General features: G+C 67.0%; 26 protein-coding genes. 9 read left to right on the top strand and 17 right to left on the bottom strand.

What is annotated here, in order from left to right:
* Window positions 1-61: 61 nt before the first annotated feature.
* From KUV81_RS13840 to KUV81_RS13800, 9 genes are all read right to left on the bottom strand, one after another.
* Window positions 62-2,215, bottom strand: a complete 2,154-nt coding sequence (locus KUV81_RS13840; RefSeq protein ID WP_222544473.1) for a xanthine dehydrogenase family protein molybdopterin-binding subunit — start codon at window positions 2,213-2,215, stop codon at window positions 62-64.
* Window positions 2,216-2,227: 12 nt separating this feature from the next.
* Window positions 2,228-2,689, bottom strand: coding sequence for a (2Fe-2S)-binding protein (locus KUV81_RS13835; RefSeq protein WP_222544703.1), 462 nt, complete (start codon window positions 2,687-2,689; stop codon window positions 2,228-2,230).
* Window positions 2,686-3,318 (bottom strand): NTP transferase domain-containing protein, encoded by a 633-nt coding sequence (locus KUV81_RS13830; RefSeq protein WP_222544472.1) that lies wholly within the window; start codon window positions 3,316-3,318, stop codon window positions 2,686-2,688. Before KUV81_RS13830 ends, KUV81_RS13835 begins: the two co-directional genes overlap by 4 nt.
* Window positions 3,315-4,322, bottom strand: a complete 1,008-nt coding sequence (locus KUV81_RS13825; protein WP_222544471.1) for an XdhC family protein — start codon at window positions 4,320-4,322, stop codon at window positions 3,315-3,317. Before KUV81_RS13825 ends, KUV81_RS13830 begins: the two co-directional genes overlap by 4 nt.
* Before the next feature lie 103 nt (window positions 4,323-4,425).
* Entirely contained in the window at window positions 4,426-4,818 is a 393-nt protein-coding gene (locus KUV81_RS13820; RefSeq protein ID WP_222544470.1) for a gamma-butyrobetaine hydroxylase-like domain-containing protein, read from the bottom strand.
* A gap of 11 nt (window positions 4,819-4,829) precedes the next feature.
* Window positions 4,830-6,158, bottom strand: coding sequence for an HslU--HslV peptidase ATPase subunit (gene hslU / locus KUV81_RS13815; protein WP_222544469.1), 1,329 nt, complete (start codon window positions 6,156-6,158; stop codon window positions 4,830-4,832).
* Window positions 6,158-6,694 (bottom strand): ATP-dependent protease subunit HslV, encoded by a 537-nt coding sequence (gene hslV / locus KUV81_RS13810; protein ID WP_222544468.1) that lies wholly within the window; start codon window positions 6,692-6,694, stop codon window positions 6,158-6,160. The genes hslU and hslV overlap by 1 nt, the downstream gene beginning before the upstream one ends.
* A 222-nt stretch (window positions 6,695-6,916) precedes the next feature.
* Window positions 6,917-7,738 carry an ion transporter gene (locus KUV81_RS13805; protein WP_222544467.1) on the bottom strand — a complete coding sequence of 274 codons (822 nt, stop codon included), beginning with the start codon at window positions 7,736-7,738 and terminating at the stop codon, window positions 6,917-6,919.
* Between the two features lie 104 nt (window positions 7,739-7,842).
* On the bottom strand, window positions 7,843-9,873 hold the full coding sequence (locus tag KUV81_RS13800; protein WP_222544466.1) for a methyl-accepting chemotaxis protein: 2,031 nt from the start codon (window positions 9,871-9,873) through the stop codon (window positions 7,843-7,845).
* Window positions 9,874-10,113: 240 nt separating this feature from the next.
* Here KUV81_RS13800 and phbB point away from each other — a divergent pair, with 240 nt between their 5' ends.
* Complete coding sequence (gene phbB / locus KUV81_RS13795; RefSeq protein WP_222544465.1) at window positions 10,114-10,854, top strand: acetoacetyl-CoA reductase; 741 nt, start codon at window positions 10,114-10,116, stop codon at window positions 10,852-10,854.
* Here the strand turns inward: phbB and KUV81_RS13790 are convergent.
* From KUV81_RS13790 to priA, 5 genes are all read right to left on the bottom strand, one after another.
* A complete protein-coding gene (locus KUV81_RS13790) occupies window positions 10,829-11,026 on the bottom strand; it encodes a hypothetical protein (protein ID WP_222544464.1) in 198 nt (65 codons plus the stop codon). The two genes, phbB and KUV81_RS13790, sit on opposite strands and share 26 nt — an antisense overlap.
* Before the next feature lie 74 nt (window positions 11,027-11,100).
* Window positions 11,101-11,691 carry a tRNA-uridine aminocarboxypropyltransferase gene (locus KUV81_RS13785; RefSeq protein ID WP_222544463.1) on the bottom strand — a complete coding sequence of 197 codons (591 nt, stop codon included), beginning with the start codon at window positions 11,689-11,691 and terminating at the stop codon, window positions 11,101-11,103.
* A gap of 26 nt (window positions 11,692-11,717) precedes the next feature.
* Window positions 11,718-12,293, bottom strand: a complete 576-nt coding sequence (locus tag KUV81_RS13780; protein ID WP_222544462.1) for an SPOR domain-containing protein — start codon at window positions 12,291-12,293, stop codon at window positions 11,718-11,720.
* 3 nt (window positions 12,294-12,296) lie between these two features.
* Window positions 12,297-14,045: an arginine--tRNA ligase gene (gene argS / locus KUV81_RS13775; protein ID WP_222544461.1), complete on the bottom strand. Its 1,749-nt coding sequence runs from the start codon at window positions 14,043-14,045 to the stop codon at window positions 12,297-12,299.
* Between the two features lie 130 nt (window positions 14,046-14,175).
* The gene (gene priA, locus KUV81_RS13770) at window positions 14,176-16,362 is read right to left on the bottom strand and encodes a primosomal protein N' (RefSeq protein ID WP_222544460.1); all 2,187 of its coding nucleotides are present in this window, start codon (window positions 16,360-16,362) and stop codon (window positions 14,176-14,178) included.
* Window positions 16,363-16,585: 223 nt separating this feature from the next.
* On the opposite strand from priA, the gene rpmE reads away from it, so the two are divergent.
* From rpmE to KUV81_RS13735, 7 genes are all read left to right on the top strand, one after another.
* On the top strand, window positions 16,586-16,801 hold the full coding sequence (gene rpmE, locus KUV81_RS13765) for a 50S ribosomal protein L31 (RefSeq protein WP_222544459.1): 216 nt from the start codon (window positions 16,586-16,588) through the stop codon (window positions 16,799-16,801).
* Between the two features lie 270 nt (window positions 16,802-17,071).
* Window positions 17,072-18,322, top strand: coding sequence for a malic enzyme-like NAD(P)-binding protein (locus KUV81_RS13760; RefSeq protein ID WP_222544458.1), 1,251 nt, complete (start codon window positions 17,072-17,074; stop codon window positions 18,320-18,322).
* A 122-nt stretch (window positions 18,323-18,444) separates the two neighbouring features.
* Window positions 18,445-19,740 carry a MipA/OmpV family protein gene (locus KUV81_RS13755; protein WP_222544457.1) on the top strand — a complete coding sequence of 432 codons (1,296 nt, stop codon included), beginning with the start codon at window positions 18,445-18,447 and terminating at the stop codon, window positions 19,738-19,740.
* A 57-nt stretch (window positions 19,741-19,797) separates the two neighbouring features.
* Window positions 19,798-20,169, top strand: coding sequence for a hypothetical protein (locus tag KUV81_RS13750; protein ID WP_222544456.1), 372 nt, complete (start codon window positions 19,798-19,800; stop codon window positions 20,167-20,169).
* Between the two features lie 58 nt (window positions 20,170-20,227).
* Window positions 20,228-20,614: a VOC family protein gene (locus KUV81_RS13745; RefSeq protein WP_222544455.1), complete on the top strand. Its 387-nt coding sequence runs from the start codon at window positions 20,228-20,230 to the stop codon at window positions 20,612-20,614.
* The gene (locus KUV81_RS13740; protein WP_222544454.1) at window positions 20,611-21,075 is read left to right on the top strand and encodes a nuclear transport factor 2 family protein; all 465 of its coding nucleotides are present in this window, start codon (window positions 20,611-20,613) and stop codon (window positions 21,073-21,075) included. The genes KUV81_RS13745 and KUV81_RS13740 overlap by 4 nt, the downstream gene beginning before the upstream one ends.
* Entirely contained in the window at window positions 21,075-21,566 is a 492-nt protein-coding gene (locus tag KUV81_RS13735) for a GNAT family N-acetyltransferase (protein ID WP_222544453.1), read from the top strand. Before KUV81_RS13740 ends, KUV81_RS13735 begins: the two co-directional genes overlap by 1 nt.
* Here KUV81_RS13735 and KUV81_RS13730 read toward each other — a convergent pair.
* The 3 genes from KUV81_RS13730 to metJ form a co-directional block, all read right to left on the bottom strand.
* Window positions 21,563-22,972, bottom strand: coding sequence for a sugar porter family MFS transporter (locus KUV81_RS13730; protein WP_222544452.1), 1,410 nt, complete (start codon window positions 22,970-22,972; stop codon window positions 21,563-21,565). The two genes, KUV81_RS13735 and KUV81_RS13730, sit on opposite strands and share 4 nt — an antisense overlap.
* A 110-nt stretch (window positions 22,973-23,082) precedes the next feature.
* Window positions 23,083-23,814 (bottom strand): sulfite exporter TauE/SafE family protein, encoded by a 732-nt coding sequence (locus KUV81_RS13725; protein ID WP_222544451.1) that lies wholly within the window; start codon window positions 23,812-23,814, stop codon window positions 23,083-23,085.
* A gap of 64 nt (window positions 23,815-23,878) precedes the next feature.
* Window positions 23,879-24,199: a met regulon transcriptional regulator MetJ gene (gene metJ / locus KUV81_RS13720; protein WP_222544450.1), complete on the bottom strand. Its 321-nt coding sequence runs from the start codon at window positions 24,197-24,199 to the stop codon at window positions 23,879-23,881.
* Window positions 24,200-24,381: 182 nt separating this feature from the next.
* On the opposite strand from metJ, the gene metB reads away from it, so the two are divergent.
* Window positions 24,382-25,527, top strand: a complete 1,146-nt coding sequence (metB, locus tag KUV81_RS13715) for a cystathionine gamma-synthase (protein WP_222544449.1) — start codon at window positions 24,382-24,384, stop codon at window positions 25,525-25,527.
* Window positions 25,528-25,541: the final 14 nt, after the last annotated feature.

Raw genomic sequence — 25,541 nt, 5'->3', positions numbered from 1 at the left:
GGGAACCTTGGGTCCCCACCCTATGAAGCCCCCGCCGGGATTGCAAGCCCGGCCCCGGGGGTCAACTCATCAACGGCAGGCGGGTGCGGTACTCGCCGGTGGCCGCGGCGATGGCGTTGACCACCGCCGGTGCCACCACGGCGGTGGAGGGCTCGCCCACCCCGGTGGGGGGCTCGGCGGAGGGCATGATGTGCACCACCACCTCCGGCATGTCCCGCATCCGCGCCACCTTGTGGTTGTGGAAGTTGGACTGGCGCACCTTGCCGTCCTCCAGATCCAGGCGGGAGAAGAGCACCTGGCCAAGGCCAAAGCCGATCCCCCCCTCCATCTGGGCGGTGACGATGTCCGGGTCCACCGCCAGGCCGCAGTCCACGGCGCAGGTGATCTTGTCCACCTTGAACTCGTCTCCCTCCATGGTGACCTCCGCCACCAGGGCCACGTAGCTCTCAAACAGGAACTGCACCGCCACTCCCATGCCCCGGTTGGGCCCCAGGCTCTTGCCCCAGCCCGCCTTCTCGGCGGCCAGTTTAAGAACGGCGTTGTAGCGGGGGTTGGTGCCGTGGTCGAGGCGGAACTGCACCGGGTCCTTGCCCGCCTTGCGGGCCAGGGCGTCGATGGTCACCTCCTTGGCCAGGGCGGTGTGGTTGTGGCCCACCGCCCGCCACCACTGCACCGGCACGCCGTGATCCTGGTTGTGCAGCCGGATGTCGGTGTTGGCCACGGCGTAGGGCAGATCCGTGGCCCCCTCGATGCTGGTGTGGTCCACCCCGTCGTGGACCATAAAGGGCTCGAAGGGGGTGCCCTTGAGCACCGACTTGCCGGCGATCTGCTGCTGCCAGGCCACCAGCTTGCCGTTGCCGTCCACCCCGGCCTTCACCTTGTTGTAGTAGGCGGGCCGGTACCAGCCGGCGCGGGTGTCCACCTCCCGGGTCCATACCACCTTGACTGGCCGGCCGGGGAACTGACGGGCGATGTCCACGCACTCCATGCCGTAGTCCCAGGCGGGGTTGGCCCGGCGGCCGAAGCTGCTGCCCGCCAGCAGCACGTTGACTTTGACCTGCTCCGGCTGCAGCCCCAGCAGTTTGGCCGCGCCGGCCTGATCCCCGGTGGGCATCTGGAAGCCGCTCCACAGTTCGCAGCGATCCTTGTCCACCTGGGCCACGCAGTTCATCGGCTCCATGGCGGCGTGGGGCAGGAAGGGGGTCTCGAACTCCAGCTCCACCGTCTGGGCCGCCGCGCCCATCGCCTGGCCGGCGTCGCCTTTCTGCTCGGCCACCAGGCCCGGGGCCTTGGCCAGGGCCTGGAGATCCTCAAACAGGGTGGCGGTACTGAGGCGCTCGGCGCCGCTCTCGTCCCACTCCACCTTCACCTGGTCCAGGGCGCTCTTGGCCTGCCAGAAGGTGTCGGCGGCCACGGCGACGCCGTTCATAAAGGTGACCACCCCGGCCACCCCGGGCAACTGGTCGGCCCCGTTGGCCTTCACCGATTTGACGGTGGCGCCAAAGCGCGGCGGGTGGATCACCAGGGCGGTGAGCATATTGGGCAGCTGCAGGTCCTGGGTGTAGATGGCGGTGCCGTCGGTCTTGCCCAGATCCAGCCGCCGCTGGGGTTTGCCGATGTAGAGAAACTCCTTGGGGTCCTTAAGCTTGAGGCTGGCGGTCTGTGGGATCGGCTGGGCTTTGGCCGCTTCCGCCAGATCGCCGTAGCTGAGCCGCTCGCTGCCGTTGATCACCTGACCCTGCTCGGTGCGCAGGGCGCTGGCCTCCACCCCCCAGCGGGCCGCGGCGGCCCCCAGCACCATCTGGCGCATGGCGGCGCCCACCTGGCGCATCTGCAGGTAGGAGGAGGAGAGTCCGGTGCTGCCGCCGGTGCCCTGCATGGGGCCCCAGAGCAGGTTGTTGTACTTGCTGGCGTTGCCGGGGGCAGGCCGGGCCACCAGCTGGTCCCAGGCGGCGTCCAGCTCTTCGGCCACCAGCATCGCCAGGCCGGTGAAGGCGCCCTGGCCCATCTCCAGGTGCTTGATCATCACCTCCACCTTGTTTTCCGGGGTGAGGGTGACGAAGACATTGGGGTCCCAGTTCTGGGCCTGGCCGCTGGGGGCCTCTTCGGCCTGGGCCCGACCCGGCAGTTGAACGCCGAGAACCAGGGCCCCGCCGGTGCCGCCCACCACCTGGAGGAAGCGGCGACGGGTCATGCCGGTACGTTTGAACATCATGTCAGCCTCCCGTTACGCCTGGCGCTTGAGTTGGTCGGAGGCCCGCTTGATCGCCTGGCGAACCCGTTGGTAGGTGCCGCAGCGGCAGATGCACACCGACATGGCGCGATCGATGGCGGCGTCGTCCGGCTCCGGGTTGCGGCGCAGCAGGGCGGTGGCGGTCATCACCTGGCCGCTTTGGCAGTAGCCGCACTGGTGGACGTTCATCTCGTTCCACACCGCGATCACCGTGGCGCCCAGCTTGTCGTGGTTGCCCTCGATGGTGGTGATCGCCTTGCCTTGAACGCTCTTGGCCTTGGTGGTGCAGGCGCGCACCGCCCGGCCGTCCACCATCACGGTACAGGCCCCGCACTGGGCCATGCCGCAGCCGTACTTGGTGCCGGTCAGCGACAGGTGGTCCCGCAACAGCCACAACAGCGGAATGTCCTCCGCGGCGTCGACGGTGTGCTCCGTGCCGTTGATGTTGAGTTTCATCTCCATAACTGCCTCCAAACCAGTGCGCGCTCGCTCCAGGAGCGCAGCGAGGATGAGTGGGGAACCGGGCGGTGCAGATCCGCCGGGGTGTCGATGTCCAGGGCCGCGCGTGGCAGGTCCACCGGCTGCAGATCCGGCAGAGTCTTGAGCCAGCGACGGGCCCCCTGGTCGCCGGTCAGGGCGCCCAGTCGGGGAAAGTGGTCCCGGGTGAACAGGGCCGGGACCCCCAGGCGCCCCTGGTAGCGGGCGGCCACCGGGCGGCCATCCAGGATGTAGCGGTCCAGCAGCCGGCAGTAGTCCGCCTCGGTCAGCGCCACCTGGTCCGCCAGGGCGATGAGCACCGCGTCGTCCTGGCCCTGGGGCAGGGCGTTGACGCCGGTAGCGATGGAGCTGCCCATCCCCTGTTCGTAGTCGGGGTTGACCACATGGGGGGTGTCCCCCAGTAGGGGCGCCAGGCGGTCCGCCTGGTGGCCCAGCACCACCAGCACCTGTTCGCCCAGCAGGGCCTTAAGGGTGGCGAGGCTGCGCAGCAGCATGGGTTCGCCGGCCACATTGGTCAGCAGCTTGTTGTGGGGCCCGAACCGGGAGGAGGTGCCGGCGGCCAGCAGCAGGGCAGTGACCGCCGTCATTGCAGCACACCGCTCAGTGAGTGGCCGTCGGCATGGTGCAGGGCGGCGTGGCACTCGGCGAGGATCGACAGGGCGATCCCCTCCGGCAGCTCCGCCCCCAGGGCCAGCCCGGCGGGGCCGGCCAGGTTGGGGAAGGCGTCGAGTCCGGCCCCCTCGAGCACTTCGGCCCGGCGGTGACGGGGGCCCAGCAGGGCGCAGTAGGGGGGCGGGTTCTGGGCCAGCAGAGCCAGGGCTTCGCCGTCGAGCCCCTGTTGGTGGTGCATTACGATGGCCGCGTCCAGCTGGGCAAACCAGGGCTGGGCGGCGGCCTGGGTTGGGCTGCCGTTGAGCAAGCGGCATTGGCTCGGGAAGTGCTGGGGGCGACCGTGGGAGGGGCGGGGGTCCACCAGGATCACCTGCCACCCCAAATCCACTGCCAACTGGGCCAGGGGGCGGGCGTCCACCCCGGCGCCGAAGATCGCCAGCATCGGCGGTGGACGGTGGGCGCTGACCAGCCAGGTGCGGCCGGCCCGCTCCGCCATTCCGGCCCGGGGGGGCCGTTGGCCCCGCGCCAGCGCCAGGGGCTGCACCTGGGCCAGGTTGTCGGCGCCGTCCTGGGGCAGGCTCTGGTGGTAGAGCACGCTCTGATGATCCGCCAGGGCCTGGTGCAGCTCCTCCAGGGCCAGGTAGTGGTTGTCGGCGTGGACCGGTTGCAGCATCACCTGCACCACCCCGCCGCAGCCGATCCCCAGCTGGAACACCACGTCGTCCTCGTCCTGGCTGTCGTACTCCCGGGTCAGGGCGCGGCCGCTGGCCATCACCCGCATCGCCTGGCGCTGCAGATCGCTCTCCAGGCAGCCGCCACTGAGCAGACCCAGTTGCGCCCCGTCGCTGGAGAACAACATCAGGGCCCCGGCCTTGCGGTAGGCGGAACCGGCGGTGTGATAGACGGTGCCCAGCACCCATTGCTGGTCGTCCCGCTGGGGCAACCACTGGCGGATCAGGTGGAAGGGGTGGTGGGTCATGGGGCGCTCCCTGTCGTCGACTGTAACCAGTGTAGTCAACAGGAGCGAAGCTGATTCGGTCGGATTCGGGGCAGAAAAAAGGCCACCTTGCGGTGGCCTGGGGTCAGGACTGGTCCGGATCGAAAAACTGCACCTTTAGGGGGATCATCGGCTCCCGGCTGGCCTTGGCCGCCTTGAGCCGGGCCAGGTAGTCGGCCCACAGAGCCTCCTGGTTGCGCCCCATCTCGTGCAGCACCTTCCAGGAGTAGAGGCCGCTGTCGTGGCCATCGTCGAACACCAGCTTGACGGCGTAGTTGCCCACCGGCTCGATCTTGACGATGTTGACCTCCCGCTTGTTGGTCACCAGCACCGGTTTGCCGTGGCCGTGCACCTCGGCGGAGGGGGAGCAGACCCGCAGCAGCTCGCAGGCCAGCACGAAGTGATCGCCGTTGTCGAACTGCACCTCCAAGACTCGGGAGCCCTGCTTGAGTTTCAGACCGGTCACGCTGGGGGTCATAAGCGGCTCCTTCAGAGGATAAAGCGGGCCAGATCTTCGTCCTCCACCAGGGCATCCAGGTGGTCGTTGACGTAGTTGGCGTCGATGGTCAGGGCCTGGCCGCTCTTGTCGGAGGCGTCGAAGGAGATCTCCTCCATCAGTCGCTCCATCACGGTGTGCAGGCGTCGGGCGCCGATGTTCTCGGTGCGCTCGTTGACCTGCCAGGCCGCTTCGGCGATGCGGGCGATGCCGTCGTCGGTGAACGCAATGCTGACCCCCTCGGTGGCCATCAGCGCCTTGTACTGCTCGGTCAGGCTGGCGTGGGGCTCGGTCAGGATGCGGACAAAATCCTCGGCGGTCAGGGAGTCCAGCTCCACCCGGATGGGCAGACGGCCCTGCAGCTCGGGGATGAGATCCGAGGGCTTGGCCAGCTGGAAGGCGCCGGAGGCGATAAAGAGGATGTGGTCGGTTTTCACCATGCCGTGCTTGGTGTTGACGGTGCAGCCCTCCACCAGGGGCAGCAGGTCACGCTGGACCCCTTCGCGGGAGACGTCCGGCCCGGACACCTCGCCCCGTTTGCAGATCTTGTCGACCTCATCGAGGAAGACGATGCCGTTCTGCTCCACGGATTCGATCGCCTTCTCCTTGAGCTCCTCCGGGTTGACCAGCTTGGCGGCTTCCTCCTCCACCAGCAGCTTGAAGGCCTCTTTCACCTTCAGCTTGCGGCGGTTCTTCTGCTGGCCGCCCAGGTTCTGGAACAGCCCCTGCAGCTGGTTGGTCATCTCCTCCATCCCCGGGGGGGCCATCAGCTCCACCCCCATCTGGGGTTGGGCCACGTCCACCTCGATCTCCTTGTCGTCCAACTGGCCCTCGCGCAGCTTCTTGCGGAACACCTGGCGGGTGCTGCTGTTGTCGGCCTTCTGCTCGTTGCCCCACTGGTCCTTGGGGTTGGGCAGCAGGGCGTCCAGCACCCGCTCCTCGGCGGCTTCCTCGGCGCGGAACTTGTTGCGCTCCACCTCCTGCTCGCGGGTCATCTTGATGGCGGAGTCGGTCAGGTCACGGATGATCTGCTCCACCTCCTTGCCCACGTAGCCCACCTCGGTGAACTTGGTGGCCTCGACTTTGATGAAGGGGGCGTTGGCCAGCTTGGCCAGGCGGCGGGCGATCTCGGTCTTGCCCACCCCGGTGGGGCCGATCATCAGGATGTTCTTGGGGGTGACCTCCTGGCGCAGCTCCGGTTCCAGCTGCATCCGGCGCCAGCGGTTACGCAGGGCGATGGCCACCGCTTTCTTGGCCCCGGACTGGCCAATGATGTGGTTGTCCAGTTCGGAGACGATCTCTCTTGGGGTCATGGCAGACATCAGTTCGCCCCCTTGGCGTCGAGTTCTTCGATGGTTTGGGTCAGGTTGGTGAACACGCAGATCTCACCGGCGATGGTCAGGGCCTTCTCGCAGATGGTGCGGGCGTCCAGATCGGTGTTTTGCAGCAGGGCCAGGCCGGCGGCCTGGGCGTAGTTGCCGCCGGAGCCGATGGCGATCAGGTCATGCTCCGGCTCCACCACGTCACCGTTGCCGGAGATCAGCAGGCTGGTTTCGCTGTCGGCGACGATCAGCATCGCCTCCAGCTTCTGCAGGGTGCGCTCGGTGCGCCAGGCTTTGGCCAGCTCCACCGCCGCCCGGGTCAGCTGGCCCTGGTGGGCGCTGAGCTTGGACTCCAACAGCTCGAACAGGGTAAAGGCGTCGGCGGTGGCCCCGGCGAATCCGGCCAGTACCTTGCCACCGTGCAGGTGGCGCACTTTGCGGGCGTTGCCCTTCATCACGGTGTTGCCGAGGGAGACTTGCCCGTCTCCGGCAATGACAACTTTGTCGCCACGGCGAACAGACACAATCGTGGTCATGGAAAGCCCCTAATGTGTTGGGGGCGGCCGGCGGGCCGCCGCAGATCGAGGGCGCCGGGCAGGGCCGCGGCGCTTGGGATTAGTGTAGATGTGGGGATGAGGGAGGAGGGGATCAACCCTGGGGCGGGAAAATGCGCCAAACCGGGCCCGTCCGAACAGGCGGCGTTCAGGCTTGGGTGGGCCGGAACAACGGGGGCGGCGCCCGCCGCCCCCGGGGACTCATTAACGCTGCAGCCGGGCCAGGCGGGCGCTGAGTGTGGCCAGCTCCTGGCTGAGCTGGGCCAGTTCGGCCTCCCGGGCGGTCGCCGGCTGGTCCATCGCTGTGGGGGGCTCGGCTGCTTCGGTCTCCTGGGTCATCACGTCCAGGATCACCCCCACCATCATGTTGAGGAAGATGAAGGCGTTGAGGAAGATGAAGCTGATGAAGTAGATCCACGCCAGGGGGTAGGCCTCCAGAGTGACGTACATGACGTTGTTCCAGTCGTCGAAGGTGGCCACCCGGAACAGGGTCAGCATCGCCACCGAGACGTCCTGCCACAGCCTCGGTTCCAGCTCGGCGAACAGGGTGCTGCCCAGGGCAGCGTAGATGTAGAAGAACACGAACATCAGCAGGGCGATGTAGCCCATCTTGGGGATCGACTTGATCAGGGCGTTGATCAGCTGGCGCAGCTCCGGCACCAGGGAGACCAGCCGCAGCACTCGGAAGATCCGCAGCAGGCGGGCCAGCAACACGGTGTCGGCGTTGGACAGGGGCACCAGGCTGACCAGCACGATGGCGGTGTCGAACAGGTTCCAGCCGTTCTTGAAAAAGCTCGGCCGGCCGCCGTGGGCCAGGAAGCGCAGGGTCAGCTCGAGGGCGAAAAACACCGTGATGGCGCCGTCCAGGGTGGCCAGGGTGCGCTCCAGCCACAGCGGCAGCTGGTAGGTCTTGGCGCCGATGGACAGCGCCGAGAGTACAATGACGGCGATCACCGCCCCCTGGAAGGCGCGGCTGTTGACCCACCGCGCCAAAGATTGACTGAACTGCACCACCGCCTGCTGCATGGAAGACTCCGACTCGCCCGAAAAAAGGCGAGATTTTACGGGTCCGGCGGCAAAAGACCATCCGCTGGCGAAGCGGAGTCACCGGCCGTGTCCGCCCTGCCCCCTCAAACCCGGAACTGGACCAGCTTCTCCCGCTGCTCCCGGGCGATCCCCGCCACCTGGTCCGATTGCACCGACAGCTCGTTGATCTGGCTCTGACGCTGGCCGCTCTGCTGGGCCAGATCCGACACCGTCTCACTGACGTGGTGGCAGGCCTGGGTCTGCTCGGCGGTGGCCTGGGAGATCGCCAGGGCCCGCCGTTCCACCGACACCACGGCGCTCTGGATCTGGGCCATGGCGTCGTCCAGCTGGTGGCGCAGGGCGTGGGTGCGATCCATCTCCTCGCGGCTGGCCTGCATCCCCTGGCGGGCGTGCCGGGCGGCGTCGTGCAGGGTGTGGATCATGCTCTCGATGGAGTCGGTCTGCTCCCGGGTCTGGGCCGCCAGCTTGCGCACCTCGTCCGCCACCACGGCAAAGCCCCGGCCCTGCTCCCCGGCCCGGGCCGCCTCGATGGCGGCGTTGAGGGCCAGCAGGTTGGTGCGATCGGCGATGTGGTTGATCACCTCGGCGATGGCGCCGATCTGGTCCACCTGGGTGTCCAGCTCCCCCATGCGGGTGTCGTTGTCCGCCAGGTGCCGGGCCAGGTTGTCCAGGTGTTCGCTGGTGCGCACCAGGGCCTCGCGCCCCTCCTGGGCCAGGGCCGCGGAGTGGTGGCTCTCCCGCTCGCTGTCCCGGCTGTCGCCGGCGATGGACTGCATGCTGGCGTCCATCTCGGTGACCGCCGCGGCGATGCGGTTGATCTGCTCCGCCTGCTGCCCCAGCTCCGCCTGCTGGCGGTGGGTGACGTCGGCGCTGACCTGGGCGGCCTGGTCCAGCTCCTCCCCCCGCTGGCGCAGCTGGCCAAACACCTCCCGGTTACGCTGGCTGGCGCTGTTGAGCCACTGGGCCAGCTGGGCAAACTCCGCCGGCCGGTCCACCTCGCAGCGGTGGGTGAAGTCGCCGTCCGCCAGGGCGCGAATGGCGGTATTGAACCGGGCCAGGGTGCGGCGCAGCTGGCGCACCAACGCCAGGCTGAGGGCCAGCACCAGCAGCGCCGCCAACGCCGCCAGCACCAGCAGCAGCTGGCGACTCTGGGCCAGGGCTCCCTGGGTGTCGGCCCGGGCGTCGAGCACCAGGGCGTCGCCCCGCTGCTTGAGCCCATCGAGGATCGTCGACAGGGCCGCCTGCTGGGTGAGCAGGGCGTCCAGGTCCTGGCGGGTCTGGTGGTTCAGGCCGACCCGCTCTACCTCCAGGGCGAACAGGCCTTCGCGGCCGCCGGCCTCCTCCAGCACCTCGAGGGCGGAGCTGGCGGAGGGGTATTCGCCCAACTCGGCGTTGAGGTCCAGCAGGGAGTCGTATTGGAAGCGCATCCGGCCCAGGTAGGCCCGCACCTCGCGAAACTGGGCCTGGGCGACGCTGGGGCTGGAGGCGGTGGAGAGCTGGATGATCGCCCCCACCAGGCCGCCGGCCCCAGAGATGAAGCTGTCGTAGGTGTCGTTGGCGCCGGGCAGGCCGTCAAACAGCAGGGGGTAGAGGCGGGCCATCTCGTTGCGCACCGAGTTGACCGAGAACAGCAGGTAGTCACGGCCGCTGTTGAGGCGGTGTTCGATGGCCAGGCGCTCGGCGGTGCGCGCCATCAGCTGATCCATGGTGGTCAGGGTGACCTGGTTCTGGGCGTCCAGCTCGGCCAGGGCGTCGGTCAGCCAGGGGTAACCGGCCTGGTCGGCGAAGGCGGCCAACTCCGTCAGGTGGGCCTGCAGGGCATCGCGGCCGGCCTGGTAGTGCGCCTGGCGCTGCTCGAACTGGGCGGCATCCGGGCTCAGGTAGGCGGTGCGCAGCGCCTGTTCCACCCGCAGCGCCTGGCGCTCGATGTCGCTGACCGCTTCGGCGATGGGCAGGGCCTCCTCCTCCAGCTGCTTGAAGGCGCCGTTGAGCTGAGCCAGCCCCCAGAGGGCACTGGTGACCAGACCCAGGGCGACGGCAAACTGGAGGCCCATGGAGAGCACCACCTGCTGAACCAGGGTGCGTTGACGGAGAAACGTAAGCAAAGAGGACATAACCGAGACTGCTTGGTGAACCTGGCCATCCTAATTACGACGGTTCTGTGACATAAAAATGTATGGATGGATAAACAGAACATTCCCCTAATAACCCCATTTTGTGCAGTGTTATTGACGTCGATTATTTCACCATTGTGATCAGCCACAGTCAGGCCGCTGGTTCGACCTTTGTGTCGCGCAAATGTCACGCTTTTCGCCCAGTATGAATTTTGTCCAATGACTGTGAGGAGCTGTGACATGGAAAACAAAGTTGCGTTGATCACCGGGGGTGTGGGTGGCATTGGTCTGTACCTGACCAAGGCCCTGGCGGAGGAAGGCTATAAAGTGGTGGCCGGGTGTCGACCCAACAGCAGCAACGCCGAGCGCCTGGCCGGTGAACTGGCTCAGACCCACCCCAATGTCACCATACTGCCCTTCGACGTGGCCGACTTCGGCGAGTGCAACCGGGTGGTGCTGGACATCGAGGAGACCCTGGGGCCCATTGGCGTGTTGGTGAACAACGCGGGGATCACCTGGGACGGCACCTTGAAGAAGATGGAGCCGGAGCAGTGGCGGTCGGTGATGGACACCAACCTGGACAGTGTGTTCAACCTGTGCCGGGCGGTGCTGCCGAAGATGCTGGAGCGCAGCTACGGGCGCATCATCAGCATCTCCTCCATCAACGGTCAGAAGGGGCAGTTCGGTCAGTGCAACTACGCGGCGGCCAAGGCAGGGATGTACGGCTTCACCAAGTCATTGGCCCAGGAGGTGGCGGCCAAGGGGATCACGGTGAACACCATCTCCCCGGGTTACATCGAGACCGACATGATCCGCGCCATCGACGAGGGGATCCGCGACAAGATCCGCAAGCAGATCCCGGTGCAGCGCTTCGGTCAGCCGGAGGAGATCGCTCGGGCGGTGTCCTTCCTGGCCAATGAGCAGGCGGGCTTCATCACCGGCTCCAACCTGGCCATCAACGGCGGTCAGTATATGGCATGACGGTCAGCGGCTGGGCCTGTTCGGCCCGGTCGCACTCGACGCAGTGCAGACAGAGCCGCCACAGGGCGGCTTTTGTGTCGGCGTCCAGCGCTTGAAGATCGGCAATGCACAGGGCGCCGCTGCGCACCAGCGCCGCCAGTTTCTCCACCTCGATCCCCACCTGCAGTTGCATCCTCATCCCCTCGCCCAAAAATCAGATAATGAGAATTATTATCATTCACGTGAACGGACGCAAGGATAATCTTTTTACTCCGGCCGGTAGCGGCGACGTACGGCCTCGGACATGTGGGCCAGCTGGCTCTGCTTGAGGGCCTCGAAGGCGTCGTGCAGCGGGGCCGGATCCAGCCCCTCCAGGCACTGCAGGGCGTAGGCGGTGGCCTCCAGGGTGGAGAGGCTGTCGGCCCGGTGGGCTTTGCGGATCTCGTAGTTGCCCTCGGGGGCGGTCTCGAAGCTCAGCCGGGGCAGGGCCGCCAGCCAGGGGTTGAGCTTGAGCATCTTGTGGGTCTTGCGCCAGGTGCCGTCCACCAGCAGCAGGTGGGCCCCATCCCCGATCCGGGTGCGTTCCACCGGTTCGGCATCGGGTCCGGGGTAGACCAGGTAGCAGGGGGTCTCCCCCAATGCGGCGCGCAGGGGGGCGAAATCGACCTCGGTTTCCCCCAGCCACAACCGGGCCTGGCTCAGCACGGCGGTGGTCAGGGTGGCGGTGCCCTTGGCGGATTTGGCCTCCGAGGGGTGCATCAGGATCTCCACCGGGTGGCGGTGGGACAGAGGGCGCAGGGCGTGGCAGAGGCAGGCCTTGAGGGGGCGCTGGCAGCGGTGGCAGAGAGGGCGGCTCATGGGGCAAAAAGGGGGCCGAAGCCCCCTCAGTTCCACAGCCAGATCTGGCAGCCGTTGATCCCCACCTTCTGCAGGCTGTGGCGATCGCGCTCCGCCATCCGCTTGCGTTCGTAGGGGCCGAGCACCACCCGGTACCAGACGCCGTTGCTGCCCTCGGAGCGGCGCACCTGGGACTCGATCCCCTGGAAGGCGATGGTGGCCCGCATGGCGTTGGCCTGGTCGTCGGTGCGGAAGGAGCCGCACTGCATCAGGAAGGGACCGCCGCTCTCCTGCTCCGGCACCTCCACCTCCACCTCGGAGTTGGGCAGCACGTCGATGTACTCCCAATCCTCCTGCGGCTTCTCCGGCAGCGGATCCGGGTCCGGCGTCGGTTTGGCCTGGGGCTTGGGCTGACTGACCGGGGCCTGGGGCGCCGGCGTTTCGCCCTGGCGATCGCTGGCCCCCTGGATGGTCAGCAGCAGGTAGCCGAAGAAGCACACCAGGGCGGTGACCACCAGGGCCATCGGCCAGGGGAAGGGCTTCTTGGCCGGGGCCTTGCGACGGCCGCTGCTGCGGCCGGTCTTGCGGGGGGGACGTCCTCGTCCAGCGTAGTCCTTGGCCATGGTTTACATGCGTTCCAGGGTGTTGATCCCCAGCAGGCCCAGGCCCACTTTCAGGGTGTTGGCGGTGGCGGCACACAGGCGCAGGCGGCTGGCCTTGGCCTCGGCGGACACCCCCTCCTTGTTGATGGGGCAGGCCTCGTAGAAGCTCATAAAGGCGCCGGCCAGCTCGTACAGGTAGGTGCACATCAGGTGCGGCATCCCCTTGTTGGCCACCCCCTGCACCGCGTCGTTGAACTGCACCAGCTTCTGGGCCAGGGCCTCCTCCTTGTCGTGAGCCAGCACCACGGTGCCGTCCAGCTCGGCCGCCTCGACCCCTGCCTTGCGGAAGATGGACTGGATGCGGCTGTAGGCGTACAGCATGTAGGGGGCGGTGTTGCCCTCGAAGGTGAGCATGTTGTCCCAGTCGAACACGTAGTCGGTGGTGCGGTTCTTGGACAGGTCGGAGTATTTCACCGAGGCCATGGCCACGGTGGTGGCGATGGTCTCCAGCGCCTCACCCTTAAGATCCGGGTTCTTCTCACCGATCAGCTTGATGGCACGCTGGTGGGCCTCCTCCAGCAGGTCCGCCAGCTTGACGGTGCCGCCGGAGCGGGTCTTGAACGGCTTGCCGTCCTTGCCCAGCATCATGCCAAAGGCGCAGTGCTCGGTGGTGGTCCCTTCCGGCAGGTAGCCGGCTTTGCGGGCGATCAGCCAGGCCTGCTGCAGGTGCTGGGCCTGACGGGAGTCGATGAAGTAGAGGATGCGCTCGGCGCCGAAGGTGTCGACCCGGTACTTGGCCGCGGCGATGTCGGTGGTGGTGTAGAGATAGCCACCGTCGCGCTTCTGGATGATCACCCCCATGGGGTTGCCGTCCTTGCCCTTGAACTCCTCCAGGAACACCACCTTGGCACCCTGGTCCTCCACCGCCAGCCCCTGGTGGGTCAGATCGGCGACGATCTCCGGCAGCATGGGGTTGTAGAGGCTCTCGCCCATGATGTCGTCGTTGGTCAGGGAGACGTTCAGGCGGTCGTAGATCGCCTGGTTCTGGGCCATGGTGATGTCCACCAGCTTGCGCCACATGGCGTTGCAGTACGGGTCACCGCCCTGCAGTTTCACCACGTAGTTGCGGGCGCGCTCGGCGAACTCTGCGTCCTCGTCGTAACACTTCTTGGCTTCCCGGTAGAAGGCCTCCAGATCGGACAGGTCCATGTCGGTGGCGTTCTCGTTCTCCACCTTCTCCAGGTAGGCGATCAGCATGCCGAACTGGGTGCCCCAGTCGCCGATGTGGTTGGCGCGCACCACCTTGTGGCCCAGGAAGGCCAGGGTGCGGGCCACGGCATCGCCGATCACCGTGGAGCGGATGTGGTGCACCGCCATCTCCTTGGCCACGTTGGGGGCGGAGTAGTCGGTGACGATGGTCTGGGGCGCGGCCACCGGGGCCACGTTGGCGCGGGCGTCGGTGGCGATGGTCTCGATCTGCTGACCCAGCCAGCCGGCGTCGAGGAAGAAGTTGATGAAGCCCGGACCGGCGATCTCGGTCTTGGCCACCAGGGTGGACTCGGGCAGGTTGTCGATGATCAGCCCAGCCAGCTCGCGGGGGTTCTTGCCCGCCGGCTTGGCCAGCATCATCGCCAGGTTGGTGGCCAGATCGCCGTGGCTTTTGTCTTTGGTGCGGTCTACCTGGAGTCGCGGCGCGGCGTCAGCCGGGATGATGGCCTGGGATTTCAGGCGGTCGACGGTTTGTTCAAGTAACTGCTGGATATGGTCTTTCATCGCGACACCAAAAAAGAACTGGGGGAGCCTGCGGCGGGGATCAGCCGGCCGGCGGCGTTTCGAACCGGCTATTTTAACGCTGGATCTGGATAAAAACTATATCGCCGGAGCGGGAGTTGGCCCGCCGGCGTTACAGCAGATCCTGGGGGTCCCGCTCCAGGTGCCAGCGGCAGCGCTTCTGGCTGTCCAGCTGGCTGACCGCCACCAGCCAGGGCTCCAGGAGCTGCTGCAGGGTGCGGCGATCCTCCGCCAGCAGCAGCGCCTGGAAGCGGTACTTGCCCGCCTTGCGCTCCAGCGGCGCCGGCATGGGGCCGATCATCTGCACGCCGCCCTTGGGCAGCAGTGCCTTGGCCTGCTGGATAAAGCCCTGGGCCAGGTGGGCCTGGGTGGCCTCGGCCCGCAGCACCGCCAGCTGCCAGTGGGGAGGCAACTGGGCCTGACGGCGCTCGGTCAGGGCGTCCTCGGCAAAGGCGCCGTAACCGGCCCCCAGCAGTTGATGCAGCAGGGGGTGTTCCGGCTGGTGGGTCTGCAGCACCACCTCCCCTTTCTTGGCGGCCCGGCCGGAGCGCCCCGCCACCTGGGTGTAGAGCTGGGCCAGGCGCTCGGCGGCGCGGAAATCGGCGGAGAACAGCGCCGAGTCCACGTCCAGAAGCGCCACCAGGGTGACATCGGGGAAGTGGTGGCCCTTGGCCAGCATCTGGGTGCCCACCAGGATCCGCGCCTCGCCGGAGCGGATCCGCTCCAGCTTGGCCTCCAGGCTGCCTTTGCGGCTGGTGGAGTCGCGGTCGATGCGCACCGAGGGGGTGTCGGGAAACAGCCGCTCCAGGGCCTGCTCCAACTGCTCGGTCCCCACCCCGCGGGTGAACAACTGGGTGGAGCCGCAATCCGGGCACTGACGGGGCAGCCGTTTCTGACTGCCGCAGTGGTGGCAGATCACCAGGTTGGCGTGCTGGTGCACCGTGTAGAAGGCGTCGCAGCGCTGGCACTCGTGCAGGTGGCCGCACTCGTGGCAGAGCAGGGCCGGGGCGAAGCCGCGGCGGTTGAGGAACAGCATCACCTGGTTGCCGTCCGCCAGGTGCTGGCGGATGCGCTGGATGAGCGGCGGCGACAGGCCGGCGTCCAGGGGCAGGTGGCGGATGTCCTGCAGGATCTGGCGCACCGGCTGGCCCGCCCCGGCCCGCTTGGCCAGGGTGAGGTGACGGTAGCGGCCCTGCTTGACGTTGTTGAGGGTCTCCAGCGCCGGGGTGGCGCTGCCCAGGATGATGGGCACGTTTTCCAACTGGGCCCGCATCACCGCCAGGTCCCGGCCGTGATAACGAAACCCCTCCTGCTGCTTGAAGCTGGCGTCGTGCTCCTCGTCGATGACGATGAGGCCCAGATCCGGCAGGGGGGTAAAGAGGGCGGAGCGGGTGCCCAGCACGATGGCCGCGCCCCCGGCCCGGGCCCGCTGCCAGCTGGCCAGCCGCTCGTTGTCGTTGACGGAGGAGTGCAGCACCTCCATCGGCAGGGGGAAGCGGCGGCGGAAGCGGGCGATGGTCTGAGGGGTCAGGCCGATCTCCGGCACCAGCACCAGCACGCTCTGGCCCCGGCGCAGCACCTCCGCCATGGCGGTGAGGTAGACCTCGGTCTTGCCGGAGCCGGTGACTCCGTCCAGCACAAAGCAGCCGAAGCCCCGGTGCTGGTTGATGGCGCTGACCGCCACCGCCTGCTCCGGGTTGAGCACCGGCGGCGTCTCCCCCAGCGTCCACTCCCGTGGCCAGGGCTCGGGGGCCGGCGGCAGAACCTCCTGGGCGAGGATCAGCCCCTTGTCCGCCAGCGCCTTGAGGGCCGGACGGCTGAACTCCAGCGCCGTCACCTGGCCGTCCTCCAACGGGTGGCCCGCCTGCAGGTAGGCCAGCAGGCGCTGCTGCTGGGGGGCCCGTTTGAGACTCTCTGGCGTCGCTAGGCGGCCGGCCTCGGTCAATTGCCACTGGGTGCAGGGCTGGGGATCACTGCCCTCCCCCTTGCGCAGCTTCACCGGGATCATCTGCGGCAGCACCAGACCCAGGGGGGTGAAGTAGTAGCGGCTGGCGGTCTGGGCCAGTTTCCACAGGGAGGCGTCGAACAGCGACGCCTCGTCCAGGTAGGCCTGCACCGGTTTCACCTTGGCCGGATCCAGCCCCGGCTCCTCGGCGTGCGCCACCACGATCCCCACCTGGGACTGGGCGCCGAAGGGCACCCGCACCCGGGTGCCGGGGCGCGGCAGGGGCTGGCCGTCGATGGGGCGGTAGCTGAACAGCCGCGGCAGCGGCACCGGTAGGGCGATCTGGACGTACACGTGGGACCGAAATGTTCGAACAATGAAGGCTATAGACTAACAGAGCCCCGCCCAGGACGGGCACAAGTTCGCGCCCGGTTCCGCCACGGCGTATAAAATGAACAGAACCCTTGTGGGGCGGGCGGCTTTGCTATAAGATCTCGCGCCCTGAAACTATGTACAACCTAACGTGTGGTGTCCGGCACAGGATCGGATGGCGACACGGCCTAATTTGAGGTTTCCCATGAAACAAGGTATCCACCCGAACTACGCAGAGATCACTGCGACCTGCTCCTGCGGTAACGTGATCAAGACTCGCTCCACCGTGGGCAAAGACCTGCACCTGGACGTATGCTCCGAGTGCCACCCCTTCTACACCGGCAAGCAGAAGGTACTGGATACCGGCGGTCGTGTTGAGAAGTTCAAGAACCGTTTCGGCGCACTGGGCTCCAAGAAGTAAGTCCGGTTTCGCGAAGCAAGGGCGTCCCTCGGGGCGCCCTTTCTTTTTGCCTGTCGATCGCCCCGGTCGAGCCCGAGATCGCACTGGGAAATCGTTGTTATTGCGTTGTTTTATTTCGTAATTTTTTTACTTTTCACCCATCACTGGTAGGAACAGCGAAAAAGGGCGTGGATTCTCCCGTTCCCCCCTTGCAATTGCGGCCCAGAAGAGTATGTTTTGCGCGATCTCCCCCCCATTACCAACAGTGCCGTACTCGGGAATAACAACATCATGTCCGATCTCCGCGAACAAGCCCTCGACTATCATGCCCACCCCGTGCCGGGGAAAATCAGCATCGCCCTGACCAAGCCGGCAGAAACCCAGCACGATCTCGCCCTGGCCTACAGCCCTGGCGTGGCCGAGCCGGTGCGGGAAATCGCCACCAACCCGGCGGACGCCTACCGCTACACCAACAAGGGCAACCTGGTGGCGGTGATCAGTAACGGCACCGCGATCCTGGGTCTGGGCAACCTGGGGCCCCTGGCCTCCAAGCCGGTAATGGAGGGCAAGGCCCTGCTGTTCAAGCGCTTCGCCAACATCGACTCCATCGACATCGAGGTAAAGCACCGCACCATGGAGGAGTTCATCGATACCGTGGCCAACATCGCCGACACCTTCGGGGGCATCAACCTGGAGGACATCAAGGCGCCGGAGTGCTTCGAGATCGAGAAGCAGCTGATCGAGCGCTGCCAGGTGCCGGTTTTCCACGATGACCAGCACGGTACCGCCATCGTCACCGCGGCGGGCCTGCTCAACGCCCTGGAGATCCAGGGCAAGGATCTGGCGGAGAGCACCATCGTCTGCATGGGCGCCGGGGCCGCGGCCATCGCCTGCATGGAGCTGCTGATCAAGTGCGGGGCGATGCGGGAGAAAATTTACATGCTGGACCGCCAGGGGGTGATCCACACCCGCCGGGAGGATCTGAACCAGTACAAGCAGCTGTTCGCCAACAACACCGATAAGCGCACCCTGCAGGACGTGATTGCCGAGGCCGACGTTTTCGTGGGCGTGTCCGGCCCGGACGTGCTGTCCGCCGAGGACATCCAGCTGATGGCGGATAAGCCGGTGATCTTCGCCTGCTCCAACCCGGACCCGGAGATTCGTCCCGAGGTGGCCTTCGCCGCCCGTCAGGACATCATCATGGGCACCGGGCGCAGCGACTACCCCAACCAGGTCAACAACGTGCTCTGTTTCCCCTTCATCTTCCGCGGTGCCCTGGACGTGCGGGCCAGCGCCATCAACGACGAGATGAAGGTGGCGGCGGTGCACGCCATCCGCAACCTGGCCAAGGAGCCGGTGCCGGCCAACGTGCTGGCGGCCTACCAGGTGGAGTCCATGAGCTTCGGTGCCGACTACGTGCTGCCCAAGCCGATGGACGCGCGCCTGCTGCCCCGGGTGGCCAAGGCGGTGGCCCAGGCCGCCATCGACTCCGGTGTGGCGGGGATCGAGGCCCTGCCGGAAGGCTACATGAACGAGGCCTGAGGCGAAGCCAGGATTAAGCTTACTGGCCCGAGTCATTGATCAATAATGCAAAGCCCGCTTGAATCAGCGGGCTTTTTCCGTTTTGAATAGAGATACACCCGCGAGTGAACCGGTTTACTGCCATGTCTGCCCTGAGTCGATTGATCCCCCTCTGCCTGTTGAGCCTGCCCGCCCTGGCGGTGCCCGGCACCGAGGAGCAGCCCGCCTGGGGGATCGCCCTGGGGGCCCGCTACGCCGACATCCCCTACGCCACCGAAGTGGACCAGGTGATGGACATCACCCCGCTGATGTTCTTCCGCACCGAACACTTCTACCTGCACGGCCTGGAGGCGGGGGTGCACGCCTGGCAGAACGAGGATCACCAGGTCACCCTGTTCTCCCGCTACCGCTTCTTCGACATCCCCGAGGAGTACCAGAACGAGGTGCGGGAGGACAGCTTCGACACCGGCCTGCGCTACCGTTACAAGCCGCGCCCCCACGAGTACCTGGACGCCGAACTGCTGACCGACGGCAGCGGTCGCACCTACGGCCACTTCCGCTACGGCTTCCACCACCGTGAGGGGGCCCTGGAGGTTCGCCCGACGCTGCAGCTGGACTGGCGCTCCAGTGACTTCAACAGCCGCTACTACGGCCTCAACCTGGAGGAGGCGGACGCCGATCTGGGGGCCACCGCCGGGGTGGAGCTGCGCTACCACGTCTGGCGCAACCTCTACCTGATGGGGGAGGCGCAGCTGTCGGTGCTGGGGGGGGATCTTAACGAGCTCTCCACACTGGACTCCCGCTACAACGTGGAGACCTTCTTCGGCTTCGGCTTCTTCCCGGAGCCGGAGGGCTGGGGCCAGCCCTGGCGCTCCGACGCGCTGGAGGGGCACTACGTCCGCCTGGCCCACGGCTGGGCCACGGAGTCCAACATGGGGGACATCCTGGGCGGCAACTGGGTGGAGGATCCCTACGGCAACCAGCTCACTTCGGTGTTCTGGGGGCTGCCCCTGACCAACGAGCTGTTCGGCCTGCCCCTGGACATCTACTTCACTCCCGGGCTGGTGTACCACCACAGCTCCGAGGTGCAGGACCCCACCTACGAAGGGGTGCTGGCGATCAAGGCCTACTACAACTTCAGCTGGCCCATCCGCTGGCGGATCGGCGTGGCGGAGGGGCTCTCCTACGTCAAGGACATCACCTACATCGAGCAGATCGAGATGGATCGCAAGGGGTACCGCCCCTCCAACCTGATGAACTACCTGGACATCTCCTTCGGCGCCAACCTGGGGGATCTGCTGCGGGTGCGCAGCCTGGACAAGCTCTGGCTGGGCTACAGTCTGCACCACCGCAGCTCCATCTTCGAAACCGCCTCCCAGTTTGGTCGCATCAAGGGGGGCAGCAACTACAACACGGTCTACCTGCAGTGGCACTTTTGAGCCGTTAGCGCCGGTGGGCCGGTCTTCACTCTCAACCGGGCAACCTCGGGAGGCATTATGAGATGGGGATGGCTGGCACTGTGCTGGGTGTCACTGGCCGCGGGGGCGGCTCCGCCCGCCTGGCATTCGGTGCACCAGCTGGAAAGCGGTGAAGAGGTGGTGGTCTCGGTGCCCGGCGACGAGCCGGCGGCCCAGGGCAGCCTCACGGTCCGTGTCTACCACAGTCTGGCCCTGGGCCGGCTGGCGGATGGCCTGGTGGTGCCCCGCAGTGGCGAACTGGCCCGGGTGGCGCTGCTGCCCGAGGGGGTGATCTGGCTGCACCTGCTCAGCGAGGAGGGCAGCAGCCTGACCAGCCTGGTGCTGCGCTACGACGGCGGCACCCTCTACCTGATTGGCGACGTGCCCCCCCGAGGCAGCAAAAGCTTCTGAGTTGGCAGCCGGGCCGCTTTCTGCGAAGTTGGGCAGAGCCCTTCGGCAAGGATGACCCATGAGCGATCTCAATACCCGCCACAACCGCGCGGTCTGGTTCGACATCCCCGTCACCGACCTGGCCCGCGCCTGCGCCTTCTATCGGTCCGTGCTGGCCATCGAGGTGAGCCAGGAGCGGGTCGGCCAGTTCCAGTTTGGCGTGCTGGCCCACGACCAGGGCAACGGCGGCTGCCTGGTGCCCACCGAAGCCCCCATCGGCGATCGCGCCGGCGTGCTGCTCTACCTCAACGTGGAGGGACGGCTGCGGGACGCGGTGGCCCAGGTGAGCGCCCTGGGCGGCACCGTGCTGGAGCCGGTCCACCCCCTGGGCCCCCACGGCTACCGGGCGCTGATCCTGGACAGCGAAGGCAACCGCCTGGCGCTGCACGCCGGGAGCGACGCATGAAGCCTTGGCCCCTGCTCCTGGCCCTGCTGCTGGTTTCCCCGGCCTGGGGTTGCGATCTGCGCCAGCGGGCCCAGGCCTACTTCGACGTTTACGCCCAGCGCACCGACTTCGAGGCCCTGATGGCCTTCTACGCCGAAGACGCGGTGCTGGAGGACCGGGTTACCGGCCACCACGCCCAGGGACGGGGTGCGATCCGCGCTTTCCTGGACTGGTCCCGGGGCGGCTTCGCGGTGCAGGACGGCGGTCCCGCGCTGGTGCTGGAGCGCCTGCAGGTGACCGGGCACATCGCCCTGGCCCAGGGCCAGTTTCGCCCCTTCCGCTACCAGGGCCAGCCCCTGGGGCCCTGGCGCTTCACCATGCGGTTGACGTTCGATGAGCGCGGCCGTATCCGCCATCAGAGCGACTGGATCGCCTACCCGCCCAGCCTGCTGGGTCCGCCGTCCCACGGGGAGGCGCGCTGATGTCTTCGGCCTATCTCGGTGCCGGCACCCTCAACGCCCAGCTGTCGGAGCGACTGGCCCGGCAGGAACGGCTGCGCTATCGCCGGGCGGGGAAGGCCGACATCCCCGCCATGACCCGCATCCGCCTGGCGGTCACCGAGAACCGGCTGTCGGACCCGGGCAAGATCACGCCGCAGATGTACCACGACTACCTGGATCGTTTGGGGCGGGGCTGGGTGGCGCTGTTGGGGGACCAGGTGGTGGGCTTTGCCTACGCCGACCGACCCAACGCCGGCGTCTGGGCGCTGTTTGTGGATCCGGCCTACCAGGGGCTGGGGGCCGGTAAGGTGCTGCTTAAGATGACGGTGCAGTGGCTGTTTGCCGAGGGGGCGGAGACGGTCCGGCTTACCACCGAGGTGGGCACCCGGGCCGAGGGGTTTTACCGGGCCCAGGGTTGGCAACCTGGCCCGGTGGACGCCCAGGGGGAGCGGAGCTTCCTCCTGCGGCGCTAACGCGTATCGCTGATCTGAGCCATCGCCTCGAGCTCCACCCCCCGGGTTTCCCGCACCCAGCGCCAGACAAAGGCCACCGACAGGGCGGCACAGAGGGTGTAGAAACCGTAGGCCCCCGCCAGCCCGATGCCGGTGAGCAGCACCGGGAAGCTGACGGTGATCAGGAAGTTGGACAGCCACTGGGCCAGCCCCGCCACCGCCAGGCCGGAGCCGCGAATTTGGTTGGGGAACATCTCGCCGAGCATCACCCACATCACCGGCCCCCAGGACATGTTGAAGAAGAACACGTAGCCGTTGGCCGCCAGCAGGGCCAGCAGGCTGAACTCCCCCAGTTGCAGGCGGCCCGCCGCGTCGAAGCTGCCCTGGCTGAAGGCCAGCACCATCAGCGCCAGGGTCACCGTCATCCCCAGTGAGCCCAGCATCAGGAAAGGCTTGCGGCCCCAGCGGTCGATCAGCGCCAGGGTGATGAGGCAGGCGACGATGGAGGCGCCGCCGCTGATGATGTTGATAAGCAGCGCGTCCGCCTCGGAGAAGCCCACCGCCTGCCAGAGCACGGCGCCGTAGTAGAACACCACGTTGATCCCCACCAGCTGCTGGAACACCGCCAGCCCCAGCCCCACCCAGACCACCGGGCGCAGCCGCCCGCCGCTGAGCAGATCCGACAGCTTGGGGGTGTGATCCGACAGGGAGTGGTGGATCTCCTCCAGCTTGCGGTGGGCCTCCTGGGGGCCGTAGAGCTTGTGCATCACCGCCTCGGCGCGCCGGTCCTGGCCGGAGGCCACCAGGTAGCGGGGGCTTTCCGGGATCGCCAGCAGCGCCAGTAGGAACACGGTGGCGGGCAGCAGCTCAATCCAGAACATCCAGCGCCAGGCCTCGAACCCCAGCCAGAACTCGGCGGTGGAGGCGCCGGCAAAATGGGCCAGCAGGTAGTTGCTGATAAAGGCGCAGAACAGCCCGGTGATGATGGCGATCTGCTGCACCGTGGCCAGGGCACCCCGGTAGCGGGCCGGCGCCACCTCGGCGATGTAGGCCGGGGCCATCACCGAGGCGGCCCCCACCGCCAGCCCCCCCAGCATGCGGAAGAACACGAAGCTGGGGGAACTGCCGGCCATGCCGGAGCCCCAGGCGCTCACCACGAAGCAGACCGCGGCAGCGATCAGCAGGGTGCGGCGGCCGAAGCGATCCGCCAGGCGGCCGGCGAAGAAGGCGCCGATGGCGCAGCCGAGCAGCATGGAGGCGACGTTGAAGCCGGTGCCGGCGCTGTCGGAGTTGAAGGCTCGCTGCAGGCCATCGACGGTGCCGTTGATCACGCCGCTGTCGAAGCCGAACAGGAACCCGCCGATGGTGGCCACGCCGCTGATCAGGATGATGAAGAGGGTGTTGTCTTGGTGTTCTGCTTGGCTCATGGGGCGGGCCCGTGTCGTTTGATTAACACAGTGATAACAGAACCGGCGGTGCGGGATCCAGCGCCGGACCACCGGTTAACCGGATCCGACAAGGGCGGGACGGGATCCGGTTAACCGGCGGTCAGGGCGAACAGCGATTGGCCCAGCAGCAGGGTGCCGGCCAGGGTGCACAGGGCGAGGGTGGCGGCCTTGAGCCGCTCCGGGGCGAAGCGGCCCGCCAGGCGATCGCCGATGGCGAACCCCAGCCAGGTGGCCGGCAACAGCAGCAGGCCGCGCTTCAGCTCCTCCCAGCCGAAGGCGCCGGCCAGGATCAGCAGCACCAAGGCGATCACGCAGCTGAACAGGAAGAAGCCGGACAGGGTCTGGCGCATCAGGGCGGCGCTCTGGTTGTGGTTGAGCAGCAGCGCCATGGGGGGACCGCCGATGGCGGCGATGGCGGAGAACACGCCTGAGACGGTGCCGGCCCAGAACAGGTTGGTGCGATTCACCGGCACCGACAGCTTGCGCACCGTCAGGGCCACCGCACAGAGTACGATCAGCCCGATCCCCAGCCCCAGCCACTCCGCCGAGGCCACCACCAGCAGGTAGGTGCCAAGGATCCCGCCGGGGATCCGACCCAGCAGGGCCGGGCCCAGGATCCCTACGTCCAGGGCGGCGCGGGTGCGCACCAGGGTCAGGATGGAGAGCAGCATCCCCATCAAAATGATGGGACCGGGCACCCAGGCCGGGTCATGCAGGTACAGGATGGGGGTGACCACCACCGCCAGGCCGAAGCCGATGGCGCCCTGGACGGCGGCCCCCAGGGTCACCACCGCCAGCACCCAAAGCAGGCTGAGATCCAATTACCGCCTCGTCTCGCTCACCGGTTGAACCAACAAAAAAGCCTGCGTCGCAGGCTTTTTCTGATCAATCTTCGAGGCTGTCCCAATCGATGCCCAAAGATTCCATGATGCGTCGGGCTTCGGAGGGCACGCTGTCGGGCTTGTCCTTGCGCAGGTCCTCGTCCTCTGGCAGCGGCTGGCCGGTGTAGGCGTGCAGGAAGGCTTCGCACAGCAGCTCGCTGTTGGTGGCGTGGCGCAGGTTACCCACCTGGCGGCGGGTGCGCTCGTCAGTGAGAATTTTGAGCACTTTCAGCGGGATGGAAACGGTGATCTTTTTGACCTGTTCGTTCTTCTTGCCATGTTCCGCATAGGGGCTGATGTATTCCCCATTCCACTGGACACTCATCGATGCACCTTTAAGTCGTGATTACGGTTGCAAATTTTAACCACACCGACAGTAGAGTCAAATGGTTGCCGTCTTAACCTATGAACGTTTAGATGGCTAAACGTCTTGACGCCTAACCGTATGGCCGTTAACTTAAGCCTCTCGACCCCCCCGATATCCGCGTCAGACTGGAGGATGCACCGATGAGCCAGCGCCACTTCGCCACCATTGCCGCCCGTGAGGGCATCGACACCGATACCCAGCATGGGGCCGTGGTGCCGCCCATCTACCTTTCCACCAACTACACCTTCGAAGACTTCGGTCAGCCCCGTCAGTACGACTACGCCCGCAGCGGCAACCCCACCCGCTCCGCCCTGGCCGATACCCTGGCCAAGCTGGAGGGCGGCGCCGGCGCCGTGGTGACCGCCACCGGCATGGCCGCGGTGACCCTGGCCACCGCCCTGCTGGGCCCAGAGGATCTGCTGGTGGTGCCCCACGATTGCTACGGCGGCAGCTACCGGCTGTTCACCTCCCAGGCCAACAAGGGAGCCTTCAAGCTGGCGGTGGTGGACCAGGGCGACGAAGCGGCCCTGGACGCCGTGCTGGCCCAGGGGCCCAAGATGGTGTGGCTGGAAACCCCCTCCAACCCCCTGCTTCGGGTGGTGGACGTGGCGGGCATCGCCGCCAAGGCCAAGGCGGTAGGCGCCCTGGTGGTGGCGGACAACACCTTCCTGTCGCCGGTACTGCAGCAGCCGCTGAGCCTGGGCGCCGACATCGTGATCCACTCCACCACCAAGTACATCAATGGCCACTCCGACGTGGTGGCCGGCGTGGTGGTGGCCAAGGAGCCCGAACTGGCGGAGCAGCTGGCCTGGTGGGGCAACTGCCTGGGGATCACCGGCGCTCCTTTCGACGCCTGGCTGACCCTGCGGGGGCTGCGCACCCTGCCGCTGCGGATCCAGCAGCACCAGGCCAACGCCGAGGCGGTGGTGGCCCTGCTGGCGGATCACCCGGCGGTGGCCCAGGTCCACTACCCGGGCCTGGTCAGCCATCCGCAGCACGAGCTGGCCAAGCGTCAGCAGGCGGGTTTCGGCGCCATGCTGAGTTTCGAACTCAAGGGGGGCGAGACCGAAGTGCGCGCCTTCCTCTCCCGGCTCGAGCTGTTCTCCCTGGCGGAGAGCCTGGGCGGGGTGGAGAGCCTGGTGGCCCACCCGGCCACCATGACTCACGCCGCCATGGACCCGGAGGCCCGCCGGGTGGCCGGGATCTCCGACACCCTGATCCGCCTCTCCGTCGGCATCGAAGATCCGCGGGATCTGGTGGCCGATCTGAGCCAGGCCCTGGGCTGAGCGAACAAGGAGTC

It is taken from the genome of Ferrimonas balearica (genome assembly GCF_019802085.1).
Taxonomy (GTDB): Bacteria; Pseudomonadota; Gammaproteobacteria; order Enterobacterales; family Shewanellaceae; genus Ferrimonas; species Ferrimonas balearica_B.
This window is presented reverse-complemented; position numbering and strand designations above follow the sequence as displayed.